This is a genomic window from Streptomyces sp. GbtcB6 (assembly GCF_019091475.1).
In the GTDB taxonomy this organism is placed as follows: domain Bacteria; phylum Actinomycetota; class Actinomycetes; order Streptomycetales; family Streptomycetaceae; genus Streptomyces; species Streptomyces hyaluromycini.
Genome location: NZ_JAGXJL010000005.1, coordinates 138,552 through 160,432, shown reverse-complemented (window position 1 = coordinate 160,432; position 21,881 = coordinate 138,552). Strand labels below are relative to the sequence as shown.

Below are 21,881 nucleotides of genomic sequence, written 5' to 3'. Positions count from 1 at the left end.
GGGCATGGTGATGTCACACTCGCCCTATGCCCATCCGTCCAGCGACACCTGGGGCCCACGGGTGAGATACCGGTGGAGCGCGCTCGCGGTGGTGTCCACGAACTCCTCAGGGATGGCATCGGCATCAACCCAGCAGACCTGGGCGTGCTTGCGTGGCTCACGGTTCTCTGGTTCGCCGGTCCACTCGTAGGCGGCGAAGACCACGGTGAGAAAGCCGCTTGGGGCTTCGACGCCCCAGGCACCATGGATGACATGGGCGACCGTCAGGGCCTCAGGCTTTACCGTCAGACCGGTCTCCTCGTACAGCTCGCGCACTGCAGTTGCCGTGATGGGCTCGCCGGGTTCGCTCTTACCGACGGGAAGATCCCACATGCCCTGGGCGAACTTGGCGTTCTCGCTGCGCTGGAGGAGGACGACACGGTTGGTGGCCTGGTCGTGGACGATGACGGCGGCGACCAGCAGGGTCATGGATTCGAGGGCGGGCGGTAGGGCCTTGGGCTGGTCGTCGCGTGTCGGCTGAGCCACGACTGGTCTCCCTTCGTCACTCGCAGCCTAGTTACGAGGCGTGGTCCGTCTCAGAACGGCTGCCCAGCCCCTTCATCATCGCCATCGCCAGCTCCTTTGAGCCTCCAGCGGATATATCCCACGTCCGCCGGATACCGATCGACGGATCGTCTTCTACCGGCGACGGTCGCCGGAAATCAGGGAGGCCAACCATCCGGCCAGCCTCAACGTCTGCTCCGTTCGGAGCCAATGCGAGGCCGAAGCCTGTAAGGGATCTTGGACACGCCCTGGTGTTCACTCCATAGCCGAGTGCCTGACCGCGTCAGTGTCCAGCCGCTGCCCTCGTAGGGCATGAGCTCGCCAACACTCAGTTGGCCGATGAGATGGGTCAGCTCCTTGGCCATCCGCAGATCATGTTCGCGTTCGCGGGCTTCAGCGTTCGCGTAACCATCAGCGAGTGCCGTGAACTCCTCGTAGGTCAGCTCGCCAAGGCGGCGCCTGTGCGCGAGCATCGCCTCGCTCTCGACGTACGCGTCGGAGTACTCCTTGCCGAAACGGCGACCGTACTCCCGCACCCGCTGACGTTCCTCTTCCAACGTCTCGGGACTGATCTGCTGCTGACGGGCATTGGCAATCTTGTCGGCGCGAGACAGAAGCCAGCTCAGAGGGGACGGGCACAGGAAGACCCCCAGCCTGCCGTATCTCTCCCATTGGCAGTGCGTGTATCCGGCTGCCTGCGCGACCCATCCGTAACGCTCACCAGTACTCGTGTTCGGAGCAGGGTTCTTGAACTCGATGCCGAAGGCTGGGGCCTCATCGTGCCAACCGGCCGGCTCACGGGGCCTCAGCACGGCATCTATACGAGTCTCTTCGCCGGTCCAGTAACGCCCTGGCACTTGCTCTTCAACATGGAACCACTGGTCCATCTTGTCGAGGACGAAGTCAGCGAGAGCTTTCTCATCGGGGAATGTCCCAGGTTGTGGCAGCAACGCCTTCTGTCCGTAGCGCACTTGGTCGACTGTACGGTGCGAGCGGAAGCCATCGAACGACGCTTTCGGTCAAGCGGCTGACCCGTTCAGGACACTGGTTGCGGGCGACGTCGACGGCGCCGAGCATGGCGGGGGTGTCGTCGATGACGGTGCGCGGGCCGTCTCCGCAGACGTTGACTTCAGTGCATAGCTGGCGCTACGGGCGTCGACCGCGCGGCCACGCAGTCAGGGCATCCTTGGGTGGATGCCGCTGTAGCCATTTACGCGCGGCCTCTTCCCCGAAGCCGTGCAGTCGGAGGACTTCAAGGGCTGCTGTTCGCGCTCTCCGCGCCTCGTCTACACGATCCAGGTGATCCTTCATCCGCGCCACGACATCGTCGTAGTCGTAGTCGTAGCGGCCGTTGACCTTATGCACGAACAACGGCAGGAGTTTGTAGTACCGGCGTTCGCTGACCCCAACCCGCGTCCAGGGATACCGATCCGGTGCCTCGCCTTTCCGGTATTGCATTACCGCAATGCTTGCCTTCCGGCGCACGTACCGACGGGTCGCCTCCGCCCCCTGTCCTGGGTCGAATCCAGGGCGGATCAGCTGTTCAAGCAGCGTCGCGGCTGCCGAATCCGTATTCGGGGCCCGGGTCTCACGCTCAATGCGAGCGACCTGCCGCGGATACGCCCGCGCGATTACCTTTGCCAGGGCCGGTTCATCGCCCTTGATGTAGCCGTGCCAGTAGCCTTTCAAGACCACCTGACAGGCGATTTCGTAAGGACTTGAGACAGGGTCGAGGGTGATGGTCGGTATGCCGTGGCCGTGGATAGCCCTCGCGAACCTGCTCCACTGCCGATCGGTGGGCCGTTGCACCTGCTCGGTCCAGATGCGCGCGGTGAATGCCCAGCCTGCGGGTTGCTGTGTCATGGGAGCCGCGATCAGGATCGCTTCGGCGGCTACAAGCGGTGGGATCTTGTCACCGGCCGTCTGATCCATGAGCGGTTCGAAAAGACGCCCTTCGTCCTCGGTCTCGTTTGTCATCCAGAGAAGTCGACGGGCGATCTGGAACCACCATCCGTCGACAGAGACCGCGAGGATGGGGACATGAAATCGAACCTCAGGGTTCATGACACGACGAAAGAGTTCCACTCGCTGCTCGGGCGAGAAAAATGAACCTAGCCATCCAAGGACATACTCACCTGACAGTTGCCCTCTCTGCGACGCTACGGCGACGAGCTGGCCGGCAATCCAGAGTGCGTCTGCAATAGACGCGGCCTTAGGGACAGGGGCAGCCAGGGGCGTGACCTGCAGGACGGTTGCCATCTGGGGGTTCACCGGGTCAGGGACCTCCCAAACCATCGACTCTGGTTCCATCGAGCCGACCTGCAAGTCGGGAATGTCCACAAAAGGCAGACCATTGGGCTCGAAGACCGCGGTCGCTCGGCGCATCGGCTGGAAGCTACGGCCTGACAGAACCTCAATCTCGCGGCCAGCCTGAGCGAGCTTGTCCTTCAGTAGACGGCGGTCGGGGCTGCCTCCGACCATCCGCGCGACTTCGTCGACAAGACCCTCGGACCAATGTCCCATCTGGGCAGTATACGAGGGCATGAAGAACCAAGACCCTGGTCACGAGCGGGCGCGATCGTACAAACCTGAGCACGAGAGCATTCGCGTGCCTGAGAACGCATCCGACTTGACGCCCCGCTTCAAGCTGATCTTCTCTACAGTCGCCGCGCTGACAGCACTAGCTCTGATCTTGAACGTGCTGCTGGCTGCGTTCGGCGGCGATTCTGAGCAGGTGAAAGGTGCCGTAGAGGCATGCTCCACCACGTACATGATGGGCTTCGGGGCGATTGTTGGACTCATCGGCGGCAAGGTGGCGTAGCTCTTCCTTCTGAGGGTTGAGCGAGTACGCCGCCGCTCGTGCGGATGGAGACCTCAACCTTCGCGTAACTACCTGCAGTTGGAATCTCCTACGAGCTGGCGGCGTAGGTCGGGCCGCTGTCTCAGCCGAAGGCGAGTTCGCGGAAGGCGTTGCGAATCTCGGTGAGGGGCTGGCGGTCGCGGGTGTAGTAGAGCTTGTTGGTCAGCAGTGCGGCCCAGCGCCCCTGGTCTGGTGAGATCCACATGCCGGTTCCGGTGAAGCCGTAGTGCACCCAAACATCCTGGGTCGGTTGGGTACCGGGAGCTGGGTGCCAGAACAGGCCGCGTACGGGCTCCAGTTCACCGGTCTGGATCGTCAGCGACTCAGTCGCCCAGGTCGTCCCGAAGCCGGCCTGCTCCGATGCAGAGGTGCCGCCCAGCATGTACCGCAGGAATGCGGCGAGATCGTCGAGGATGGTGAAGGCACCGGCGATGCCGCACACGCCGCCCAGGAGTCGTGCAGAGAAGTCGTGGGCGACGCCTTTGAGGTGAGTGCCGGTGTCCTGGTCGAGCTCGGTCGGCGCACACCGTGCGGCGATCTCCGAGGGCAGCGGCCCGAACCGGGTGGTGTTCATACCGAGCGGCTGCCAGATCCGCTCCGTGGCGAGTTGGTCAAGGCGCTGGCCCGAGAGATGTTCGGCGAGGTAGCCGAGGATGAGGGCGGCACGGTCGGTGTACTCGACGGCCTCTCCGGGCTGGCGGTGCAGTGCTTCCCTCAGTACGCCGTCGCGGATGTCCTGCGGGTCGGTGCCGTAGAGGTTTTTGAGCTGGGCCCGCAGGGGGACGCCGGCCGTGTGAGTCAGCAACTGGCGGGCGGTTACCGATCCGAGCGCGTGGCCTTCGACCTCGGGCCAGATGGTGCCCAGGGGAGAATCGAGGTCGAGCTTGCCTTCTTCCCAGAGGGAGCCGATGGAGGACCACACGGCGAGGATCTTGGTGAGGCTGGCAGCGTCGAAGACGGTGTCGGGCCGCATCGGCACGTCCGGTTGCTCGGGGTCGAGGACCCCTGTGGTGCCGTGCACATGAGTTCCGGCGGCGTCTCCGACGGCCCATACAGCGCCGGGGTAGACCTTGTCGCGGACGCCTTCGCTCAGGAGCTGTTCGATGCGGTCGGTGCGGTACGTCATGGTCTCCCTGTTCGCAGTGGGCATCCCGTCGGTCAGCGTAGTGACGCGGGTGGGACGAGTGGAGGAACGGCGTACTGAGCTGCCCTCATGGCAGGCCGGTTATCTTCTGTGCCGAACGACCCGGTTTCTGAACCTCCTCAGGAGAGTTGGTGGCCGAGGTCGGTGAGGGCTTGCGCGGTAGCCGAGAGCGGGTATCGGGTGGCGTTCACGTAGCCCGCCTGCCGCAGCGCGGAGAGCAGACCGGGAGAGGTTCGAAGCCGATCCAGATCGCGGGCGAGGGCGGCCGACTTGGTGAAATCGGTGGCTACGCCAGTCGCGGCGAGGGCCTCGCTCAGGCCCGGTACAGGTTGGTAGAGGACTGGCAGTCCACAGGCTTGGGCCTCCAGCGCGACCAAGCCCATGGCCTCCAGGGTGGTGGACGGCATGACCAGTACGTCGTGCTCGGCGAACGCCTTCCACAGTTGTGGACGGCGTAGCCACCCGAGGTAGTGGGCCCTCACGCCGGCCTGTTGCAACAGCGGGGCCAAGGCGTGGAATTGGGCCCGGGGCGCGGCGATGCTCAGCTCGACACCTGGCACAGGGGCCAGGCTCCTGATCAGGGCCGCCACGCCCTTCTCGGCGGTCAGCCGTCCTGCGTACAGCAGTCGTAGGTGGCTGGTGGAAGCGCGGGTTGGTCGGGTCGGTGGAGCGGTGAGCAGGTGGTCGGGGATGCCCCAGGGGATGTGGGTGATCTTCCTGCGGTCGATCTGCGGGGCGAGCTTGAGCAGGCGGTCGGCCATTGCCACCGTCGGCACGACGATCGCGTCTGCGGCTCTCGCGGTCTCGCGCAGGACGCGGAGTTGATCGCGGTGGGCCTCGGCGAAGATCAGGTCGGTGCCGTGGACCAGGGCGATGCGGGGATGCAGAGGCAGGGCTCGGATCAGGGCTGGGGTGGCGCCGAATGTCAGGTGCTGGAGGTGCAGGACGCCGATCTGGTTTGGGTCGATCGCGGCTGTGAGGGCCCTGCGTAGGACTGTGACGTAGCTGCCGAAGGCCGGGCCTTCCAGACACTTGCCGGCCACGGGCAGCAGGTCGAGCCCAGCGGGGAGAAGACGCCTCGGGTTGGACGGGCCGAGCATGAACGCCCGTGCGGGGATGAGGGGGCACTCGCCCGTGTAGAGGTCGAGGAAGAGTTCGACGCTGCCGCCCGGACTTCCGGCGGGCAGGTCCAGCAGGGTGGCGGCCAGTGGCCCGGCGGCTGGGTGGGGACTCACAGGACTCCTCCGGGGATCTCCTCGTAGAGGCGGGAGATGTCGATGCCGTCCGTATCCGCGTACTTGGAAAGCTGCTGCTGGTAGCTGGTCGGCGTGCCGTAGGCGGTGAGGAAGACGAGCTTGCCGAAGGTCATCCCGGGATAGACCCGGACGGGTTTGGCGGCGCGGATCTCCAACGTCCAGCGGATGGCGTGGCCTTGGTGGCCGAGCGGGGCGGAGACATGGACCCAGATGCCGAGTGCGCCGATGGTTCGGTCGCCGTTGAGCATCTGCGCGTAAGTCTCCGAACCGGTCTTCTCCAGCGTGACGCCGAGGTAGAGCACACCCGGCTTCAGCACCAAGCCTGTTACGGGGATGGTCTGTTCGATGAACACGGTGGGAGCGGCGGCGTCCAGTTCACCGGCGCAGACGCGAAGAGTGTCGCCGAGCCGCCAGTCGTAGGCGTTCGGGGAGAGACGGGCGGGATCGTACGGCTCGATCGTGATCTCGCCAGCCTGAAGGGCGGCTCTGATCGCGGGGCGGGTCAGGATCACGAGGTGACCGCCTTCACCGGAGCGACGTCCCGCCAGTACCTCGACGGCTGCGGACCTGCGGCGTCCTGGTACTTGCCTTGGTAGGGGTCTATTTCACCGGTAGAGACGAAGAACATGATCTGTGCGATCTTCATGCCGGCGTACACCCGTAGCGGACGGACTGGCGAGAGCATCAGCGTCCACTGGCCGTGGAAGCCGATGTCGCCGATGGGGGCGGTGATTTCGACGAAGAGGCCGAGCCTGCCGACCGAAGAGCGGCCGAACAGCAGCGGTACGAAGGAGTTGGAGCCGACCTTTTCGAGGGTGTGCCCGAGGTACAACTCGCCAGGCTGGAGCACGTGTCCGTCCGTCCCGATTTCCATCTCACGCGTGAGGTTGGGGCGGTAGGAGTCGATCTCGGTGTCGGCGTAGGTCAGCAGGGTGGGGCCGAGGCGGACGTTGTAGCTGTTGGGGTTGACCTGTTCCAGCTCGAAGGGGTCGATGGTCAGGCGACCGTCGCGGGCAGCCGCGGTGATCTCGGGGCCGGTGAGGATCACTGCTCGCCTCCCTCGGTGGCGCCGCCGGGCAAGGTGGTGGCCAGGACGCGGCGTACGGCTTGGCTGAGCCGGAGTCCGGCTTGATGTGTTCGGCCGCCCAGATGGCTGTCGGCGAGGTAGCCCGTCGTCAGCACGCTGCTCGTCGCCGAAGGAAGAGGCGTGGGAGCGATGACCAACGGGCCCACGTATTCAGCGAGTTGCGTGAGCAGCTTGTCGTGGTCTTGGGCGTGCTCGTCAGGAAGGACGGCGTGGACGAGTTGGTTGTCGAAAGGCTCGATGGCCAACAGGTTCCCGAGGGTGAGCACTTCGCCGAGGGATACGGAACGGAGCGCGGTCTCGTTGAGGATCACCGCGTCTACGCCGAGGCCGGAGTGGAGTCGGCCGGCGATCTCTCGCAGCAGACGGCTGCGGTCCAACTCCCCATTGCGATAAGGCTCAATCACGGTTCCGAGCGGACTCGCCAGCTTGCGGCCGATGAAGGAGACCTTCTCCTGCACCGTGGCAAGGTCTTCGGGAACTACGGCTGCGTTGGGAAAGTTACATGTGCGCGCAGCCCATCCTCTGCCGACCGGCTCTGCGGTGGCGTAGCCGATGCCGAGTTCGCGTCCCTTGACGACCAGCGTGTCGCCGATGCGCACGGGGCCGTAGGTGTCGCTGTGGCAGTGGCCGGCGAAGATGACGTCCGCGAACGGGCAGGCGGCGGCCAGCTTCAGGTCCTCCTCGAAGCCGGAGTGGGACAACACGATCCAGGCGTTGGCTCGGTGGTGGTTCTCCAGCATCACCTCGCGCAGTGCATGGGCCGGGTTGGTGACGTGGTGGCCATTGCGGTCGTGGGTGGGGATCGTGTTGAACGCCTGGGGGCCGATCACCGCGGTGATGGCGACCCGTTGGCCGCCGATCCGCTTGATGCGTACCCGGTCGAAGAGCGGTTTGCCGTTGGTGTCGGAGGCGTTGGCGCACACGGTCATCTCGTGCAGCCCTGGTTCGAAGTAGTGCGGCCAGCCGTGATTTCCGGGCGCGAGCAGGTCGTACAGGCTGGTGAGGATCTCCCGCTCGATCTGACCCTTGCCGAAGCGGTAGTAGCCGCTCCCTTCGAAGAAGTCGCCGCAGTCCACGATCAGGCTCTCGGCCCTGGCGTTGTAGAGGTGGGTGAGCATCGGCATGCCCGCGTCGAAGGCCGAGTGGACGTCGGTCGTAGCGATGATCTTCCGTAAGCGTCGGCTCATGGGGTGACCTCGCAGATGTCGGCGCCGAGGGCGTGCAGTTTGGTGGGCAAGTCCGCGTGTCCGCGCCGGAGTTGGTCGAGACCGCCCAGCGTGGTGACACCGCGTGCAGTGAGGCCGACGATGAGCAGGGCGGAGCCCGTGCGGATGTCGGTGGCCTCCACTCCGGTCCCGGTCAACTGCTGCGGGCCGGTGAGACGGCACTTGGTGGGCGACAGGTCGTGGATCTCGGCGCCGAGGCGGGCGAGTTGGGGCAGTAGGTTGCCGTGGCGGCCGGGGTTGATGGCGTCGGAGAAGAGATGAGTGCCGGGGCGGGTGAGGGCCAAAGCCATCAGGGGCGGTTCGAAGTCGGCGTCCAGGCCGCCAGGGGCGAGGGAGGCGACGGCTCGTAGCGGCCGACTGGTGGGGCGGGTGTCTTGGGCATGGATGGTCAGAACGTCGTCCTCGGTGCTCGCGGGCACACCGAGCTGTCGTAGAGCGCTGACCAGGGGAACGACGTCATCACCGCGTACGCCGCAGATACGCGCCTCGCCGCCCGTCACTGCGACGGCACAGGCCAGCGTGCCTGCCTCGATCTTGTCGCCGGGCACCTTCCAGGCGATGGTCTCCGTGGGAGCGGACGGGGGCGGCGCGAGCGAAAGAAGAGACTCGCCGGCCCGGCACTGCCATCCAGCCAGCCGTAGCGCCTCTACGACGCTGAGCACTTCCGGCGACAGGTTGGGCCCGCCCAGCCGCAGTGGCCGTCCGGCCACGACCGCGCGCAGGACCGCGGCGATGGTCGCACCTCGGGAGCGGAAGGGCAGCGTGATCGAGACCGTTCCGGTCCGTGCGGCGGCGGCTGCTTCCACGAGGTAGCCCCGGTCGTCGACAGTCGTACGGTCACCGAAGTGCTCGTAGACCGCGAAGTGCTGTTCCATGCCGCGTTCCCCGATCCGGCATCCGCCTGGCCAGGGGAGACGGGCCCGTCCGTAGGCACCGAGCAGCGCGGGGACGAGGTAGTACGAGGCTCGGATGCGTGCGGCGGTCTCGGGGGCGGGCCCCGGTTGTGGCCTGTCGCTGGGCAGGATGACCGTGGTGTGGGGATCGGTGACGGGGCGGGCCGTGTGCCAGCCGGACTGCTGGAGCAGGGTGAGCATCGTTTCGACGTCGGTGTTCGCCGGGACGTTGCCCAGGTGTACCGGGCGGTGCAGGGCCGCGGCGGCGGCCAGGAGGGGCAGGGCCGCGTTCTTGGACCCGTCGACTGTCACGGACCCGGTGAGAGAGGTGCCGGGCCGGATGGCCACCACTTCGGCGGCGACCGGGGGAATCCTTACGGCTGTCAACCGTCAACTCCTTTGCAGGGGAAGGCATCGTGAGGGCTGGTGGTCAGGGCCGCTGACCTTGAACTCGGCCCAGCACCGCTTGCCGGACGGCAGTGGTTCGATCCCGTGGCGGTCCGCGAGGGCGGCGACGATGAACAGGCCGCGCCCGCCTTCCTCTTCCGCGTCAGGCAGTCCGACCTGCGGGGCCTTGGAGCTGGCATCGGTCACTTCGATCAGCAGGCGTTCGTCGTTCAGTCGGGCGCCGGCCGAGATGGGGCCGTGGCCCGCGTGCCGTACCGCGTTGGCGAGCAACTCGGCGGCGACCAACTCCGCTGTTTCCAGGAGTTCCTGATCGAGGGAGGCGTCCCAGGCCCGTATCCCGATGGCGAGTTGCCGGCGCGCGGAGCTGGCGGCAGCAGGTGTGCCGTGAACGGGGAAATGGATCTGATGCGCTTCCATGAGCGGCCTCCTGGATCGGTGTGGCAACTCCACGCAACCGCTTCGGAGGCAGGCGGGGCCACGCCGTGTGCCGGCGCCGCATGACTTATGCAGGAGCTGCGTCGCGGTCAATTGCCGCTCGGTTACGCTCGGTTGAGCAGGCAGGATCGGCGACGGCAGAAGGGGCCGTGGCACAGATGGCCGAGGCACAGAGTGAAGCGAGACGGATCGGCGAAGTGATCCGTCAGGCCCGCGTGTTACAGCGGCGTTCGCAGACGGAGGTTGCCGCCGCCCTGGGGTACCACCAGTCGAAGGTGAGCCGTCTGGAGAGCGGCAGGGGCACCGAGGACGTGCGCACGCTGCGCGAGATCGCGCAGGTGCTGGACATTCCGCTGGACCGTCTCGGTCTCGCCGCCTCCTCCGACACCAGCCCCGCCGACCCCGGAACAGAGGACATGCACCGCCGTACCTTCCTGGCCGCGAGCGTCGCAGCTCTCGCGGCTCCGCCGTCGTCCACCGCAGCACATTTCGACCTGGTACAGGTCCTGCTGCCAAGCACGAGCCCTGCTGCCACCGGGCAAGCCCTGGACATCGACGAGCTACGGGACCGGACACGGGACGTACGCCGGATGTTCTGCACGTGCGACTACACGGATCTGGAACGGACGCTGCCGGGCCTGATCACCGACCTGCGCCATGCCGCCGGAGGCTTATCCGGCTCGGCGGAGGCGTCCGGGTTGCTCGCCACCGCGTACCAGACGTCGGTGAGTCTGCTGCTGAAGCGAGCCGATCAGGGCAACGCCTGGCTCGCGGCCGGTCGGGCCATGGCCGAGGCGGAGCGGTCGGGGGATCCCATCGTCATCGCCGCCAGTGTCCGCGTTCACGCCCACGTCCTCGTGCGCGAGAAGCACACGGCCCAGGCCGTGAACATGGTCCGCCACACTGCCGACCAGCTCACCGGTTCCTACGACCAGCGCTCGCCCCGGTATCTGGCAGCGGTCGGCCTGCTGTTGCTCCGCGGGGCGACCGCCGCCAGCAGAAACGGCGATCGCGCCACCACCCAGGACTTCCTCACCGAGGCCAAAGAGGTGGCGCGCTACGTCTCCTTCGACCGGCCCGACGCCTGGGCGAACTTCAGCCCCACCAACGTGGCTCTGCATGAGATCAGCGCGGCCGTCTCCTTCGGCGACGCCGGCATCGCGCTGGAAACCGCGCGGCCACTCATGCGGCGGCACATTCCCGTCCCCGAGCGCCGGGCCGCACTCTGGCTGGAGACCGCCCGCGCCTACAGTCAGCAGGGCAGACTCGCCGACGGCTACCAGGCCCTGCGCATCGCCGAGAGCTGTGCGGCCCAGGACATCCGCCGCCCGGCCGTACGCGAACTGGTCGCCGACATGGCAGCCCGCGACCGCCGCCGGGCACTGCCCGAGCTGCACCACTTCAGCCGCCAACTGGGAGTGCCCGCGTGAGTGACCAGCCCGACAAGCCGTTCCTCCAGATCGTCGTCTGCGCGGCCGGAGTCGCCACCGACGTCGGCAAACTGATCACCGCAGCGCACGAGCGGAACTGGGACGTCGGCGTCGTCGCCACCCCGCAAGGGCTCGGCTTCCTCGACGTCGAGGCGGTCGAGGCGCAGACCGGTCTCCCCATCCGCTCGGCCTGGCGGACACCGGACCAACCGCGCCCGACCCGACCCGCGGACGCGATCGCGGTCGCCCCGGCCAGCTTCAACACCGTCAACAAGTGGGCCGCCGGGATCTCCGACAACCTCGCCCTGGGCATCCTGTGCGAAGCACCCGCGATGGGCGTACCGATCGCCCTGCTGCCGTATCTGAACTCCGCCCAGGCCGCCCACCCCGCGTACCGGCAAAGTCTGGAGCGGCTGCGCGAGATGGGCGTACTGATCGGGTCGTACGAGCCTCATCGGCCGAAGGCCGGCGGCGGCGCGGACCGCTTCCGCTGGGAGGAAGTCTTGGACCTGCTGGAGTCCCGGCTCGCTCGGTAGCCGCAGCCAGGGGCCGTCAGGATCCAGGCAGTAGTGCCATGACGGTGGATTGGACGAGTTGGGCTGCGGCCAAGAGGTTGGGGAATCCGCCGCAGCGCTCGACGAGGTTCTGGAGCATGTAGCGCAGGGTGCCGGGGTCGCGGTCGGGTTCGTCCAGGCGCGGGGTGATCATGGCTAGGTCGCGCAGGGCGGCGTCCACCTCGGGGTACTGGCCGCGTAGTTCTTCCAGGCGCCGTCGGAGATCATCGATGCTGTCGCGGGCTTTGTCGACTGCTTCGTTGGTGATGTTGTTGGTCTGACTGACGTTCTGGGAGAACGCTGCTGCTTGCGCGGGTCCGGTCATGTTGCCGGTGTTGATGATGCCGAAGTTGGGTCCGTTGGGGGCTGGGTCGGGCTGGCGGCGAATGGCCATGTGAGGCTCCTGGTGAGGGCGCGGGTCAGTTCCCCCCAGCGACGCACCGGCCATGGAACTGACTCGCCCGCCTGCTCGGCATGGTCCATGGCTGGTTCGTCCAGTACGGCAACGTGCACCGGTGTTGCCGTCACGAAGTGCCGTCAGACCACGGGGCTCGGGGCTGCGGTTTCCTCGGCAAGGGAGAGGCCCAGCGGGCTCGAAGTGAGCACCTTCGCTGTAGCTGCCGCCAGGAACCTAGGCGACGTCGATGCCCAGCTCGGTGTCTGGCCGGCAGTGCTCGCACGCCGTGAAGAAGCGCGGGTCGTTCGCGAGTGCCTTGCGGGCGACCTCGATCCCGGCGGGACGTGCGTCATGCGGCGCCCTGTCACAGCCGGCGGCATGGATGACGGCCCCCGCGGTGGCGTCGCGCGGGTTGTTCCGTTCGACGACGTATCCGGTCGACGGCTGGCCGCTGGTCTCGCGACGAGCCCCCGTGGGCCGCTTGGGCGCCGATATGACGGGCTTCGGGATGGCCCGGCGCTCGGCGCGGGAGAGCGCGGCCTGGACGGCATCGTGCTGGAGCCGCAGGTAGGTGCCGACGGTCTCGTGGTCGGCCATCTGCTTGTCGAGGTGCGCGAGGATCACGCGCAGGCGCGCGGGGTCCGGTGGCAGCAACTCGCTCATGTGTTCGATTCTAGGGTTTGAGTCCCGCACCAGCACCCGTGACGCGTACGTCCTGTGCCACTGAACCTTGACCGTGCCCGTCGGAGTTTGATCAAGGGCGAGTTTGTGTCACCGGTCTTTGACCGGCCTGGTCGGGAGGGCGTCACCTGATGGGGTCAAGCTCGGAGGCGGTCGGTTTCTCACGTGTGTCGCGGGGGGTCTCCCTAACCTGCTAGCCCCGAGATGATCAACCGGAACTGGAGATTCGCATGTCCAAGATCGCCCTGTTCGGCGCCACCGGAACCATTGGATCGCGGGTCCTGGACGAGGCGCTCGATCGCGGTCACGAGGTGAGGGCCGTCGTACGCAACCCGGCCAAGCTCACCAAAGGCGCCCCGGGCCTGACCGTGGTCACCGGCGACGTCCTGGACCCCGAGTCCGTCGCCGAGGCCGCCAAGGGGCAGGACGTCGTGATCAGTGCGGTCGGCGGAGGCGACGGGCCGGGCCACATCGCCACCATCAAGCCCAGCGCCGAGGCCCTGGTCGCCGGCCTGCGCACGCTGGGGGCCGCAGCACCCCGGCTCGTCTTTGTCGGCGGCGCGGGCTCCCTGCGCAAGCCGGACGGCACGCAGGTCTGGGACGCAGAGGGCCTGCCGGAGTTTCTACTCCAGATCATGCACGCCCACGGGGACGCCCTGGACTTCTGCCGCACGGTCAGCGATGTGAAGTGGACCTGCCTCAGCCCCGCCGCGACGATCGCGCCGGGCGAGCGCACAGGCACCTACCGCACCGCCACGGACGATCTCATCGTCGACGCAAGCGGCAACAGCCGCATCTCCACCGAGGACTTTGCGGTCGCCCTGCTCGATGAGATCGAACAGCCACAGCACATCGGCGAGCGCTTCACCGTCGGCGACTGACCCCGAGCCCCGGCGTCGCCGCTCAACCTTCGGTGACACTCGCTCAAGGCTCGATGGCACAGGACAGTAGCGATAGTTGGCCATGTGCAGAGCTACTCGGCCACCGGCCAGGTAGACAAGGCGTATCGATGTTGTCGCGAGCGATACAGTTACAGGTCGCGGTTGCCCCGTAGCTCCGAGCTGTTCAGTGCGCGACTGATGGCCTGATTCAGCTCGACCCGGTATGGCCTGACAGCGTCCTCCCAGTAGCGGGCTCGCGAGTCCGGCGAGTCCGGGTCGAGCGAAAGGCGCATGTCAGCCATGGTGCCGCACATTCCCTTAAGCCTGATCGCGATGCCGTACACCTCCTCGGGCCCTACTTGCCCGATCGCATACAGGGCTTCGTGGAGCTCATGTAGGGCGTCCCCCCACTCCTCGCGGTCAATCTCCTGAGCAAGGTAACTGCGACGACACCGGGCCACAGCGCCCTGGAAGAGTCGGTACTGCGTGCTCCGCGCCTCAAGCAGCCACCGCTCACGCTCCACATCGGCTTGCTCGCGCACGACTTCCAAAGCGTTGCGATGGTTCGCCTCGGCCACCTCCAAGGCATTGCGGTAGTTCGACTCGGCGATCACGAGCGCAGCGCGGCTCGCCTCCTCTGCCTGTCGCAAGGTACTGCGCATCTGCCAACGGGCGATCAGAACACTTGCAGGGATGCCGAGGAGGGCGAGGATCGCAGCCACACCGGAAAGGTCCATGACAGATCATGGTGGCCGGGGATGGGGGCAGGCCGCTGGGAAACTAGGGTTATCACACTCTTTGGGTGGGACGTCGGCGGCGATCTCGGCCTGGTCGCCGCTGGGGAGTAGCGCGCGGGCGGTGACGAGCCCGGTGGTCATGTGCGGTGATCCTTCGCGAGTAGGCGATGCCGCCGAGTCAGGCTTTGATCGCCGCAACTGACCGAGGCCCCGCCTGGCCAACTATCGCTGAGCACAGGGGCCATCAGCGTTTGAGTGCAATTCCGCGACCTGCGTCCGCGCCCGTCCCCGCCCCGTTCCTCACCGGCCCGCAGGGCGCGGGAAAGTCCACCGGCGGACGGATGCTCGTACGGATCATCGAGGGCATGACCGGTGACCTGCGCCGCGCCCCGAAGGACGAAGAGAACCTCCTCTCCGCCGTGGCCGCCGGCTGGGTCACCGCCCTGGACAACCTCTCCCACATGAGCCCAGACCTGTCCGACGCGATGTGCTGCATCATCACCGGAGCCGAGAACGTCAAGCGCGCTCTGTTCACCGACGGGGACGTCTTCCGCGTCGGCTACCGCCGCCCCCCTGCTCCTGACCGGCATCGACGTCGGAGTCATCCGCCCCGACCTCGCCGAACGGCCCCTGCCGCTACGCCTGGAACGGCCCCGGGTACGGCGCACCGAAGACGAGCTGTGGACCGAGTACGCGGAAGCGCTGCCCATCGTCCTCGGCTCGCTCCTCGACCTCACGGTCAAGGTCCGCGCGGTCGACGCGGAGACCCCCACCGACCTGCGCATGGCGGACTTCGCCCACCTGTGCGCGCAGCTCGACGCGGCCAACGGCCTCGGAGCTCTCGCCGCCTACCGGGCCAGCCTGGACGACCTCAACGACGACGTCATCGAAGGCGACCTCCTCGCACAGACGGCCGATGTCTGCGTCACGCCGCGTCACCTGCGTCACGCGTGACGGAGAGCCTGCGTCACCGGTGACGCAGACCCGACGCTCTGCGTCATCAAAAACCCGCAGGTCAGAAGCCTGAATGACGCAGGTGACGCGGTGACGCAGAAATCCGCACCTCGGACACACGCGGGCTCCTGAGAAGCCTCCGAAACCACCCCCACCCCCACCCCCACTCGCAGGCCCCGCCCTCTCCCGGAGGTCTCAACGTGCTGATCGTCGTCCCGAGCGACCCCCAAGCACTCACTGTCCCGGAGGTCATGACCGCTCTGAGGCTGAGCCGCAGCAAGGTCTACGACCTGATCCGCTCCAAGCAGCTCCCGAGCCACACATCCGGCCGCGCCCGCCGCATCCCGATCGACGCCGTACGCCACTACATGCACGACCGACTGGAGGAGAACGCAGCCTGATGGCATCCCGAAAGAGGAACCCCGAACGGCGCCGGCAGCATCTGGCGGCGCAAGGACGGACGCTTCGAGGCGCGCGTCTACGTCCCCCAGCCTGACGGCACCCGCAAGCGCAAGACCGTCTACGGCTCCACCTGGGAGGAGTGCGACGAGAAGCGTCAGGAACTCGTCCGCCGCGACCGCCAGGGAATCCCGACGCCGTCCCGGTCGGCGAAGCTCTCCGAGTGGCTGCCGTACTGGCTGGAGGAGCACACCAAGCCCCACCGGAAGCGCACCACGTTCATCAAGTACGAGATGCACGTTCGGCTCTACCTCGTGCCCCTGCTCGGCAGTCGCCGCCTGAAGTCACTGACCACCGCGAACGTCCGCCGGATGGTCTCGGAGGTGACCGGGAAGGCGTCAGCGGCAACCGCGAAGGAGTCGCATCGTGTGTTGCGGACCACCCTCACCGCCGCCTGTCGAGAGGAACTGATCAGTCGCAACGTCGTGCAGTTGGTGCCCGCTCCCCGAGTCGAGCCCCGCGAACTTCGTCCCTGGACGCCGGACGAGACCCTGACGTTCGTGGAGGCCGCCCGCACCGACCCGCTCTACACGGCGTTCGTTCTCGCCGTGGCACTCGGTGTACCTGGACACGGCCAAGAACCGGCGGACGCGGATGATCCCCATTCCGCAGATGTGTGTGGCGCCACTCAGGTGGCAGCGCCTGCGGCAGGCAGACCGCCGCGCGGCTGCCGGGGCAGCGTGGCATGACAGCGATCTCGTGTTCACCGCACGGAGCGGTCGACCGATCGAGCCTCGGAATCTGTACCGGTCGTTCCTGCGGATCTCTTCGGCTGCCAAGCTGCCGCAGGTCCGGTTGCACGACACCCGCCACGGTTGCGCGTCGCTGTTGTTCGCCGCCGGCGTCGCTCCTCGAACCGTGATGGAGACCGACGGGAGGCGATGGGGCACATGGACCGTCTCCTCAAACGGCGCCGTTAGAGCCGACTGCCGTCAAGAACTACCGTCAACGCCCCCGTGATCATGGATCGCGGGGGCGTTGTCCCAGGTGGTGAAAGAGCCCCCTGTCGGATTCGAACCGACGACCTTCGCTTTACAAGAGCGGCGCTCTGACCAGCTGAGCTAAGGAGGCATGTGCACACCCCGGGGGTGTGCCTCGTGCAGTGTACCCACGTCCCGGGCGGGGCCCGTCGAAAATTTCCGCGAAGTTCACAGGGCTCCAGGTACTGACATACGGGGTGAACGCCAGGTACCGTCCTGAGCCAGTTCACCCTCGTGGACTACACCAACCACCTTCCTACAACGGATCGTCCGGCACGTTCCTGCCGGTAGAAGGGGGCCTCTGAGCCATGGCCACTGTCACGTTCGACAAGGCGACCCGGATCTACCCGGGTTCCACCAAGCCCGCCGTCGACGGCCTCGACATCGCGATCGAGGACGGCGAGTTCCTCGTCCTGGTCGGCCCGTCGGGTTGCGGCAAGTCCACCTCGCTCCGGATGCTCGCGGGGCTCGAGGACGTCAACGGCGGCGCCATCCGCATCGGCGACCGCGACGTCACGCACCTGCCGCCGAAGGACCGGGACATCGCCATGGTGTTCCAGAACTACGCCCTCTACCCGCACATGACGGTCGCCGACAACATGGGCTTCGCGCTCAAGATCGCCGGCGTCAACAAGGCGGAGATCCGGCAGAAGGTCGAGGAGGCCGCGAAGATCCTCGACCTCACCGAGTACCTGGACCGCAAGCCGAAGGCGCTCTCCGGCGGTCAGCGCCAGCGTGTCGCGATGGGCCGCGCCATCGTGCGTGAGCCGCAGGTCTTCCTCATGGACGAGCCGCTGTCCAACCTGGACGCCAAGCTCCGTGTCTCGACCCGTACGCAGATCGCGTCGCTGCAGCGCCGCCTCGGCATCACCACCGTCTACGTCACCCACGACCAGGTCGAGGCCATGACGATGGGCGACCGTGTGGCGGTCCTCAAGGACGGTCTGCTCCAGCAGGTCGACTCCCCGCGCAACATGTACGACCGCCCCGCCAACCTCTTCGTCGCCGGCTTCATCGGCTCCCCCGCCATGAACCTGGTCGAGGTCCCGATCACCGACGGCGGCGTGAAGTTCGGCAACAGCGTGGTGCCGGTGAACCGTGAGGCGATCCAGGCCGCCGCCGACAAGGGCGACCGCACGGTCACCGTCGGCGTCCGCCCCGAGCACTTCGACATCGTCGAGCACAACGGCGAGGCCGCGTCCTCCCTCTCCAAGGACACCGAGGACGCCCCGGCCGGCCTCGCGGTCTCCGTGAACGTCGTCGAGGAGCTCGGCGCCGACGGCTACGTCTACGGCAGCGCCAAGGTCGGCGACGAGCTCAAGGACCTGGTCGTCCGCGTCAGCGGCCGCGCGGTCCCGGAGAAGGGCGCCACGCTGCACGTCGTGCCGCGGCCGGGCGAGATCCACGTGTTCTCGACCTCCACGGGCGAGCGTCTCTCCGACTGACCCACGACCGGCACCCGCCGGGAGCGCGTCACGGAAACAAACCTCTGACCAGGGTGAATTCACCCAGGTTGACGGAAAGGGCCCCGCAGCCTGCTGCGGGGCCCTTTCCGTTGCCCCGTTTTACCCCGGCAAGCGGGTGGTTTTCGAGCAGTGTGCGTCAACCCAGTACCCGAAACACGGCACTTCTCCATCCCCCGAACCGGTGACTAAATGTCGCCAAATCATTACCGCACGCTACCCTCACACGCGTGAAGCACTCCACCACCCCTCAGACGCGACGCGGCCACCGGGGCGGCCCTGCCCGCCGGATCGGCCGCACCCTCGCCCTTGTCCTGCCCGTCGTCCTGGTGCTCTCCGGGACCCTCGCGGTCACCCGCGTCAACTGGACCGGATCCCCGCGGAGCTCGGTGCTCACCGCGACCGACGTGACCGACGCCAACGTCTCCTCCAAGGCCCTCTCCCAGGCCCCGCAGGACGCCCTGCGCGACCAGCTGATGACCGAGCTCCAGGACAAGAACCCGGACCAGGTCCTCACCCACCTCCAACAGGCGGTCAACGGCCACCCGTCGCTGGCCCAGCACTGCACCTCCATCGCCCGCGCGCTGGGCCGGGCCGCGGTGCGGATCTACGGCGCCTCACGCGCCCAGTCGTACGCCCGCCCGGTCTGCGACACGTCCTTCGCCTCCGGCGTTCTGGCCGCGCACAGCTAGACAGGCCCTAACGCCGGTTGGGAAGTGGGTAACGGCTCCTTAAGGGGCCGCCCGCGGCGGGAAGCCGACCCATGGGCGCGTCGTACAGTTCGGGCATGACCCATCCGAACGCCGCGCTGCGCCCCACTCAAGCCGTGGTCCTGGCCGGTGGCCAGGGCTCACGGCTTCGTCCGTACACCGACGACCGGCCCAAGCCGATGGTCGAGATCCCGGGTACGGGCACGCCGATCATCGGCCACCAGCTGACCTGGCTCGCCGAGGAGGGCGTCACGGACGTGGTGGTCTCCTGCGGCCACCTCGCCGAGGTCCTGCAGAAGTGGCTGGCGACGGCCGACCTGCCGCTCTCCGTCACCACGGTGGTGGAGGCCGAGCCGCTGGGCCGGGGCGGCGGCCTCAGGTACGCGGCCGCGCATCTCCCCCACACCGACCGGCCCTGGTACGCCACGAACGGCGACATCTGGACGCGGTTCTCGCTGCGCGACATGGCCGACTTCCACACGGAGCGGGACGCGGTGGCGACGCTGGCGCTGGCGCGTCCGCGGATCCCCTGGGGCGCCGTGCAGACCGACGGCTTCGGCCACATCACGGACTTCATCGAGTCGCCGCCGTCGACGTTCGAGATCAACGCGGGTGTCTACGTCTTCTCTCCGGCGTTCGCCGACATGCTGCCGGAGCGGGGGGACCACGAGCGGACCACGTTCCCGCACCTGGCACGGAGCCGGCAGCTGGCCGGGTTCCCGATTCCGCAGGGTGCGTACTGGCGGGCGATCGACACGGCGAAGGACCTGACGGAGGCGGCGAAGGAGCTGGCCTCGCTGGGGCGCTAGCCGAAGAGGGGGTGCGACCGGCGGTTCGTCACCTGCAGGTGAGTGGGGGCTTGTCGCGCCCCGCGGCGGAGCCGCAAATCGATTCAGCCCCGCGCCCCTTCGGGGGCGGTGCGCTGTGGCCCCGTAAGGGGCGCGGGGAACTGCGCGACAAGCCACGACGGCGCCGCAGTCGGCAGACGGACACATCGCGCCCCTTGGGTACGCCTGGTACGCCGCAGCCCCGCGCCTTTGGAGCGCGGGGCTGCGTCAGCATGAGGTGGGCTGTCAGCCGAGGAGGCCGCCTACCAGGCCCGGCTGGCCCGAGGAGGATGCGCCGCCGGTGCTTCCCGTGTTGCTGCCTGTGCCGCCGCCCGTCGAGGACGTACCGCCGGTTGCGGCGCCGCCCGAGGTCGGGCCGGCCGTGGTCGGCGCGGGCGCCGTGTGCTGGGGCGGGGCCTGCCCGGTGGTGCCCTGGGTCTCGCTGGGGGTCGTGGTGGTGGCGCCGCTCGTGGTGCGGTCGGCACCCGGGGTGGTCGCCGCCTGCGAGGGGCTCGCCGTGGCGCCCCCGGAGGGAGCCGTGGAGGCCGACGGAGTCCGCTGCCGGGGCTTGGACGACTCGCCGGGCAGCGCGGAGCCGGGGAGGTTGTTGCGGGGGGCCTCGCCGGGCCCGGGGACGACCACGCGGCTGGAGTCGCGGACCGCGCCGCCCAGGAGCGAGCCGACGAGCAGGGTGAGGCCGACGGTGATGGCCGTGACCAGGGCGCCGCGGCGCAGTACGTGGGCGCGCAGGTCCCAGATGTCGGAGTGGGGGCCGAGGCGTCGCCAGGCGCCGCCCGCGAGCCGGCCGTCCACGGAGTAGACAGGGGCGCCGGCGATGATCAGCGGGGACCAGGCGGCGAGATAGATGATGTCGGGGGCGTCGTACGCGGGGACGGTCTTCCAGCTGACGGTGACGATGAGCGCGGCGGAGAGCAGCGCGCCGACGACCGCGGCGACCCGCTGCCAGCAGCCGAGGACGGTCAGCACGCCGACGATCACCTGGAGGAAGGCGATCACCAGGCCGGAGCCGACCGGGTGCTGGAGGGCGAACTGGCGCAGCGGCTCGGCGACCTCCCAGGGGTGCAGCGTGTTGAGCCAGGTGACCATGGAGCCGCGCTTGCCGCCGTCGAAGTAGACGGGGTCGCACAGCTTGCCCATGCCGGCGTAGATGGAGATGAAGCCGAGGAAGATCCGGAGGGGGAGGAGAACCACCCCGAGGTTCATCCGGCGGCCGGGGTAGTAGGCGTGCCGGGCCGGGTCGCCGTCGCCGGCCCGCCGGGCCGACCGCGGCTCCTCGAAGTCCTCGAACTCGTCGTCGGCGTAGGACGGTTGGCCGTACGCCGATTCGTCGTACGCCGATTCGTCGTAGGCGCTGCCGACCGACGGCATGTTCGGGATGAGCCGGTTCTCGCCGGAGGCCGGGGAGCGCGGGTGGCCGACCATCGGGGTCTCGACGGTCTGATCTAGGCCGCCGTAGCCCTCGCCGACGCGCGGGATGACCCGGGTCGCGCCGGCCGGTCCGGCGGGCTCCTCGACATGCCGGACGCTGCCGCCCCGGACGGCCTGGAGCAGCCGGTGGGCGCCGGTGTCGTCGGGCGCGGACTTGCCGCTCCAGACGACCGGGCGGCGACGGCCGGGTGCCGCCCCCGCTCTGCCCGCCGTGCCGACGACCGGGATGCGCGCGGTGTCCTCGGTGGCGCTCAAGTGCCGTGCGACCCGGGGAGATTGGGTACGCCGTGTCGATACGCCCAGCTGCACGCGGAAGCTCGCGTGGTTGACGATGACCTGCGCCGGATCGCTCGGCACCTTCACCATGCTCAGCGCGGGAGCGTCGTCGGGCCCGGAAGCGAATCCGGAGCGGAATCCCGACGAGCGGTCCCCCGTGGGTGTGCGGGGTGTTCTGGTGTCCACACTCATGTAACCGAGTGACGTGGAGTTAGGACACTGCTTTGACCG

22 protein-coding genes, 1 tRNA gene and 2 pseudogenes are annotated in these 21,881 nt (G+C 67.9%); 10 read left to right on the top strand and 15 right to left on the bottom strand.

Annotation, left to right across the window (positions count from 1 at the left end; all coding sequences use genetic code 11):
* Window positions 1-24: 24 nt before the first annotated feature.
* From KVT45_RS11115 to KVT45_RS11105, 3 genes are all read right to left on the bottom strand, one after another.
* Entirely contained in the window at window positions 25-525 is a 501-nt protein-coding gene (locus KVT45_RS11115; protein ID WP_217546448.1) for an NUDIX domain-containing protein, read from the bottom strand.
* Window positions 526-728: 203 nt separating this feature from the next.
* Window positions 729-1,514 carry a hypothetical protein gene (locus tag KVT45_RS11110; protein ID WP_217546447.1) on the bottom strand — a complete coding sequence of 262 codons (786 nt, stop codon included), beginning with the start codon at window positions 1,512-1,514 and terminating at the stop codon, window positions 729-731.
* 175 nt (window positions 1,515-1,689) lie between these two features.
* Window positions 1,690-3,066 (bottom strand): hypothetical protein, encoded by a 1,377-nt coding sequence (locus tag KVT45_RS11105; RefSeq protein WP_217546445.1) that lies wholly within the window; start codon window positions 3,064-3,066, stop codon window positions 1,690-1,692.
* A gap of 19 nt (window positions 3,067-3,085) precedes the next feature.
* On the opposite strand from KVT45_RS11105, the gene KVT45_RS11100 reads away from it, so the two are divergent.
* The gene (locus KVT45_RS11100; RefSeq protein ID WP_217546443.1) at window positions 3,086-3,364 is read left to right on the top strand and encodes a hypothetical protein; all 279 of its coding nucleotides are present in this window, start codon (window positions 3,086-3,088) and stop codon (window positions 3,362-3,364) included.
* Between the two features lie 121 nt (window positions 3,365-3,485).
* Here KVT45_RS11100 and KVT45_RS11095 read toward each other — a convergent pair whose 3' ends face one another.
* From KVT45_RS11095 to KVT45_RS11065, 7 genes are all read right to left on the bottom strand, one after another.
* Window positions 3,486-4,529, bottom strand: a complete 1,044-nt coding sequence (locus KVT45_RS11095; RefSeq protein ID WP_217546829.1) for a serine hydrolase — start codon at window positions 4,527-4,529, stop codon at window positions 3,486-3,488.
* A 137-nt stretch (window positions 4,530-4,666) separates the two neighbouring features.
* The gene (locus KVT45_RS11090; protein WP_217546441.1) at window positions 4,667-5,782 is read right to left on the bottom strand and encodes a glycosyltransferase family 4 protein; all 1,116 of its coding nucleotides are present in this window, start codon (window positions 5,780-5,782) and stop codon (window positions 4,667-4,669) included.
* On the bottom strand, window positions 5,779-6,315 hold the full coding sequence (locus KVT45_RS11085) for a deoxycytidine triphosphate deaminase (RefSeq protein ID WP_217546439.1): 537 nt from the start codon (window positions 6,313-6,315) through the stop codon (window positions 5,779-5,781). The genes KVT45_RS11090 and KVT45_RS11085 overlap by 4 nt, the downstream gene beginning before the upstream one ends.
* Complete coding sequence (gene dcd, locus KVT45_RS11080; RefSeq protein ID WP_217546438.1) at window positions 6,312-6,851, bottom strand: dCTP deaminase; 540 nt, start codon at window positions 6,849-6,851, stop codon at window positions 6,312-6,314. Before dcd ends, KVT45_RS11085 begins: the two co-directional genes overlap by 4 nt.
* Entirely contained in the window at window positions 6,848-8,077 is a 1,230-nt protein-coding gene (locus KVT45_RS11075; protein ID WP_217546436.1) for a metallophosphoesterase, read from the bottom strand. Before KVT45_RS11075 ends, dcd begins: the two co-directional genes overlap by 4 nt.
* Window positions 8,074-9,360 carry a UDP-N-acetylglucosamine 1-carboxyvinyltransferase gene (locus KVT45_RS11070; protein ID WP_217546827.1) on the bottom strand — a complete coding sequence of 429 codons (1,287 nt, stop codon included), beginning with the start codon at window positions 9,358-9,360 and terminating at the stop codon, window positions 8,074-8,076. The genes KVT45_RS11075 and KVT45_RS11070 overlap by 4 nt, the downstream gene beginning before the upstream one ends.
* A gap of 39 nt (window positions 9,361-9,399) precedes the next feature.
* Window positions 9,400-9,834, bottom strand: coding sequence for an ATP-binding protein (locus KVT45_RS11065; protein WP_217546435.1), 435 nt, complete (start codon window positions 9,832-9,834; stop codon window positions 9,400-9,402).
* A gap of 176 nt (window positions 9,835-10,010) precedes the next feature.
* Between KVT45_RS11065 and KVT45_RS11060 the strand changes: the two genes are divergently transcribed.
* A complete protein-coding gene (locus tag KVT45_RS11060) occupies window positions 10,011-11,282 on the top strand; it encodes a helix-turn-helix domain-containing protein (RefSeq protein WP_217546433.1) in 1,272 nt (423 codons plus the stop codon).
* Window positions 11,279-11,818, top strand: coding sequence for a flavoprotein (locus KVT45_RS11055; protein WP_217546431.1), 540 nt, complete (start codon window positions 11,279-11,281; stop codon window positions 11,816-11,818). The genes KVT45_RS11060 and KVT45_RS11055 overlap by 4 nt, the downstream gene beginning before the upstream one ends.
* A gap of 16 nt (window positions 11,819-11,834) precedes the next feature.
* On the opposite strand, the gene KVT45_RS11050 is transcribed toward KVT45_RS11055, so the two are convergent.
* Window positions 11,835-12,230: a hypothetical protein gene (locus tag KVT45_RS11050; protein ID WP_217546429.1), complete on the bottom strand. Its 396-nt coding sequence runs from the start codon at window positions 12,228-12,230 to the stop codon at window positions 11,835-11,837.
* Window positions 12,231-12,467: 237 nt separating this feature from the next.
* The gene (locus tag KVT45_RS11045) at window positions 12,468-12,896 is read right to left on the bottom strand and encodes a DUF6233 domain-containing protein (RefSeq protein ID WP_217546427.1); all 429 of its coding nucleotides are present in this window, start codon (window positions 12,894-12,896) and stop codon (window positions 12,468-12,470) included.
* A 248-nt stretch (window positions 12,897-13,144) separates the two neighbouring features.
* Here KVT45_RS11045 and KVT45_RS11040 point away from each other — a divergent pair, with 248 nt between their 5' ends.
* Window positions 13,145-13,795, top strand: coding sequence for an NAD(P)-dependent oxidoreductase (locus tag KVT45_RS11040; protein WP_217546426.1), 651 nt, complete (start codon window positions 13,145-13,147; stop codon window positions 13,793-13,795).
* Window positions 13,796-13,944: 149 nt separating this feature from the next.
* Here KVT45_RS11040 and KVT45_RS11035 read toward each other — a convergent pair whose 3' ends face one another.
* Window positions 13,945-14,532 carry a hypothetical protein gene (locus tag KVT45_RS11035; RefSeq protein WP_217546424.1) on the bottom strand — a complete coding sequence of 196 codons (588 nt, stop codon included), beginning with the start codon at window positions 14,530-14,532 and terminating at the stop codon, window positions 13,945-13,947.
* Between the two features lie 281 nt (window positions 14,533-14,813).
* Between KVT45_RS11035 and KVT45_RS11030 the strand changes: the two are divergent.
* The 3 genes and pseudogenes from KVT45_RS11030 to xerC form a co-directional block, all read left to right on the top strand.
* Window positions 14,814-15,444: pseudogene (locus KVT45_RS11030) on the top strand (ATP-binding protein); the annotation flags it as partial.
* 242 nt (window positions 15,445-15,686) lie between these two features.
* A complete protein-coding gene (locus tag KVT45_RS11025) occupies window positions 15,687-15,887 on the top strand; it encodes a helix-turn-helix domain-containing protein (RefSeq protein WP_217546422.1) in 201 nt (66 codons plus the stop codon).
* A gap of 39 nt (window positions 15,888-15,926) precedes the next feature.
* Window positions 15,927-16,865: pseudogene (gene xerC / locus KVT45_RS11020) on the top strand (tyrosine recombinase XerC).
* Between the two features lie 77 nt (window positions 16,866-16,942).
* On the opposite strand, the gene KVT45_RS11015 reads toward xerC, so the two are convergent.
* Window positions 16,943-17,016, bottom strand: a tRNA-Thr gene (locus KVT45_RS11015).
* Between the two features lie 217 nt (window positions 17,017-17,233).
* On the opposite strand from KVT45_RS11015, the gene KVT45_RS11010 reads away from it, so the two are divergent.
* From KVT45_RS11010 to KVT45_RS11000, 3 genes are all read left to right on the top strand, one after another.
* Entirely contained in the window at window positions 17,234-18,370 is a 1,137-nt protein-coding gene (locus KVT45_RS11010) for an ABC transporter ATP-binding protein (RefSeq protein ID WP_217546421.1), read from the top strand.
* 248 nt (window positions 18,371-18,618) lie between these two features.
* On the top strand, window positions 18,619-19,080 hold the full coding sequence (locus tag KVT45_RS11005; RefSeq protein ID WP_217546419.1) for a hypothetical protein: 462 nt from the start codon (window positions 18,619-18,621) through the stop codon (window positions 19,078-19,080).
* A gap of 95 nt (window positions 19,081-19,175) precedes the next feature.
* A complete protein-coding gene (locus tag KVT45_RS11000) occupies window positions 19,176-19,907 on the top strand; it encodes a nucleotidyltransferase family protein (protein ID WP_217546417.1) in 732 nt (243 codons plus the stop codon).
* Window positions 19,908-20,171: 264 nt separating this feature from the next.
* On the opposite strand, the gene KVT45_RS10995 is transcribed toward KVT45_RS11000, so the two are convergent.
* Window positions 20,172-21,842 carry a DoxX family protein gene (locus KVT45_RS10995; protein ID WP_217546415.1) on the bottom strand — a complete coding sequence of 557 codons (1,671 nt, stop codon included), beginning with the start codon at window positions 21,840-21,842 and terminating at the stop codon, window positions 20,172-20,174.
* Window positions 21,843-21,881: the final 39 nt, after the last annotated feature.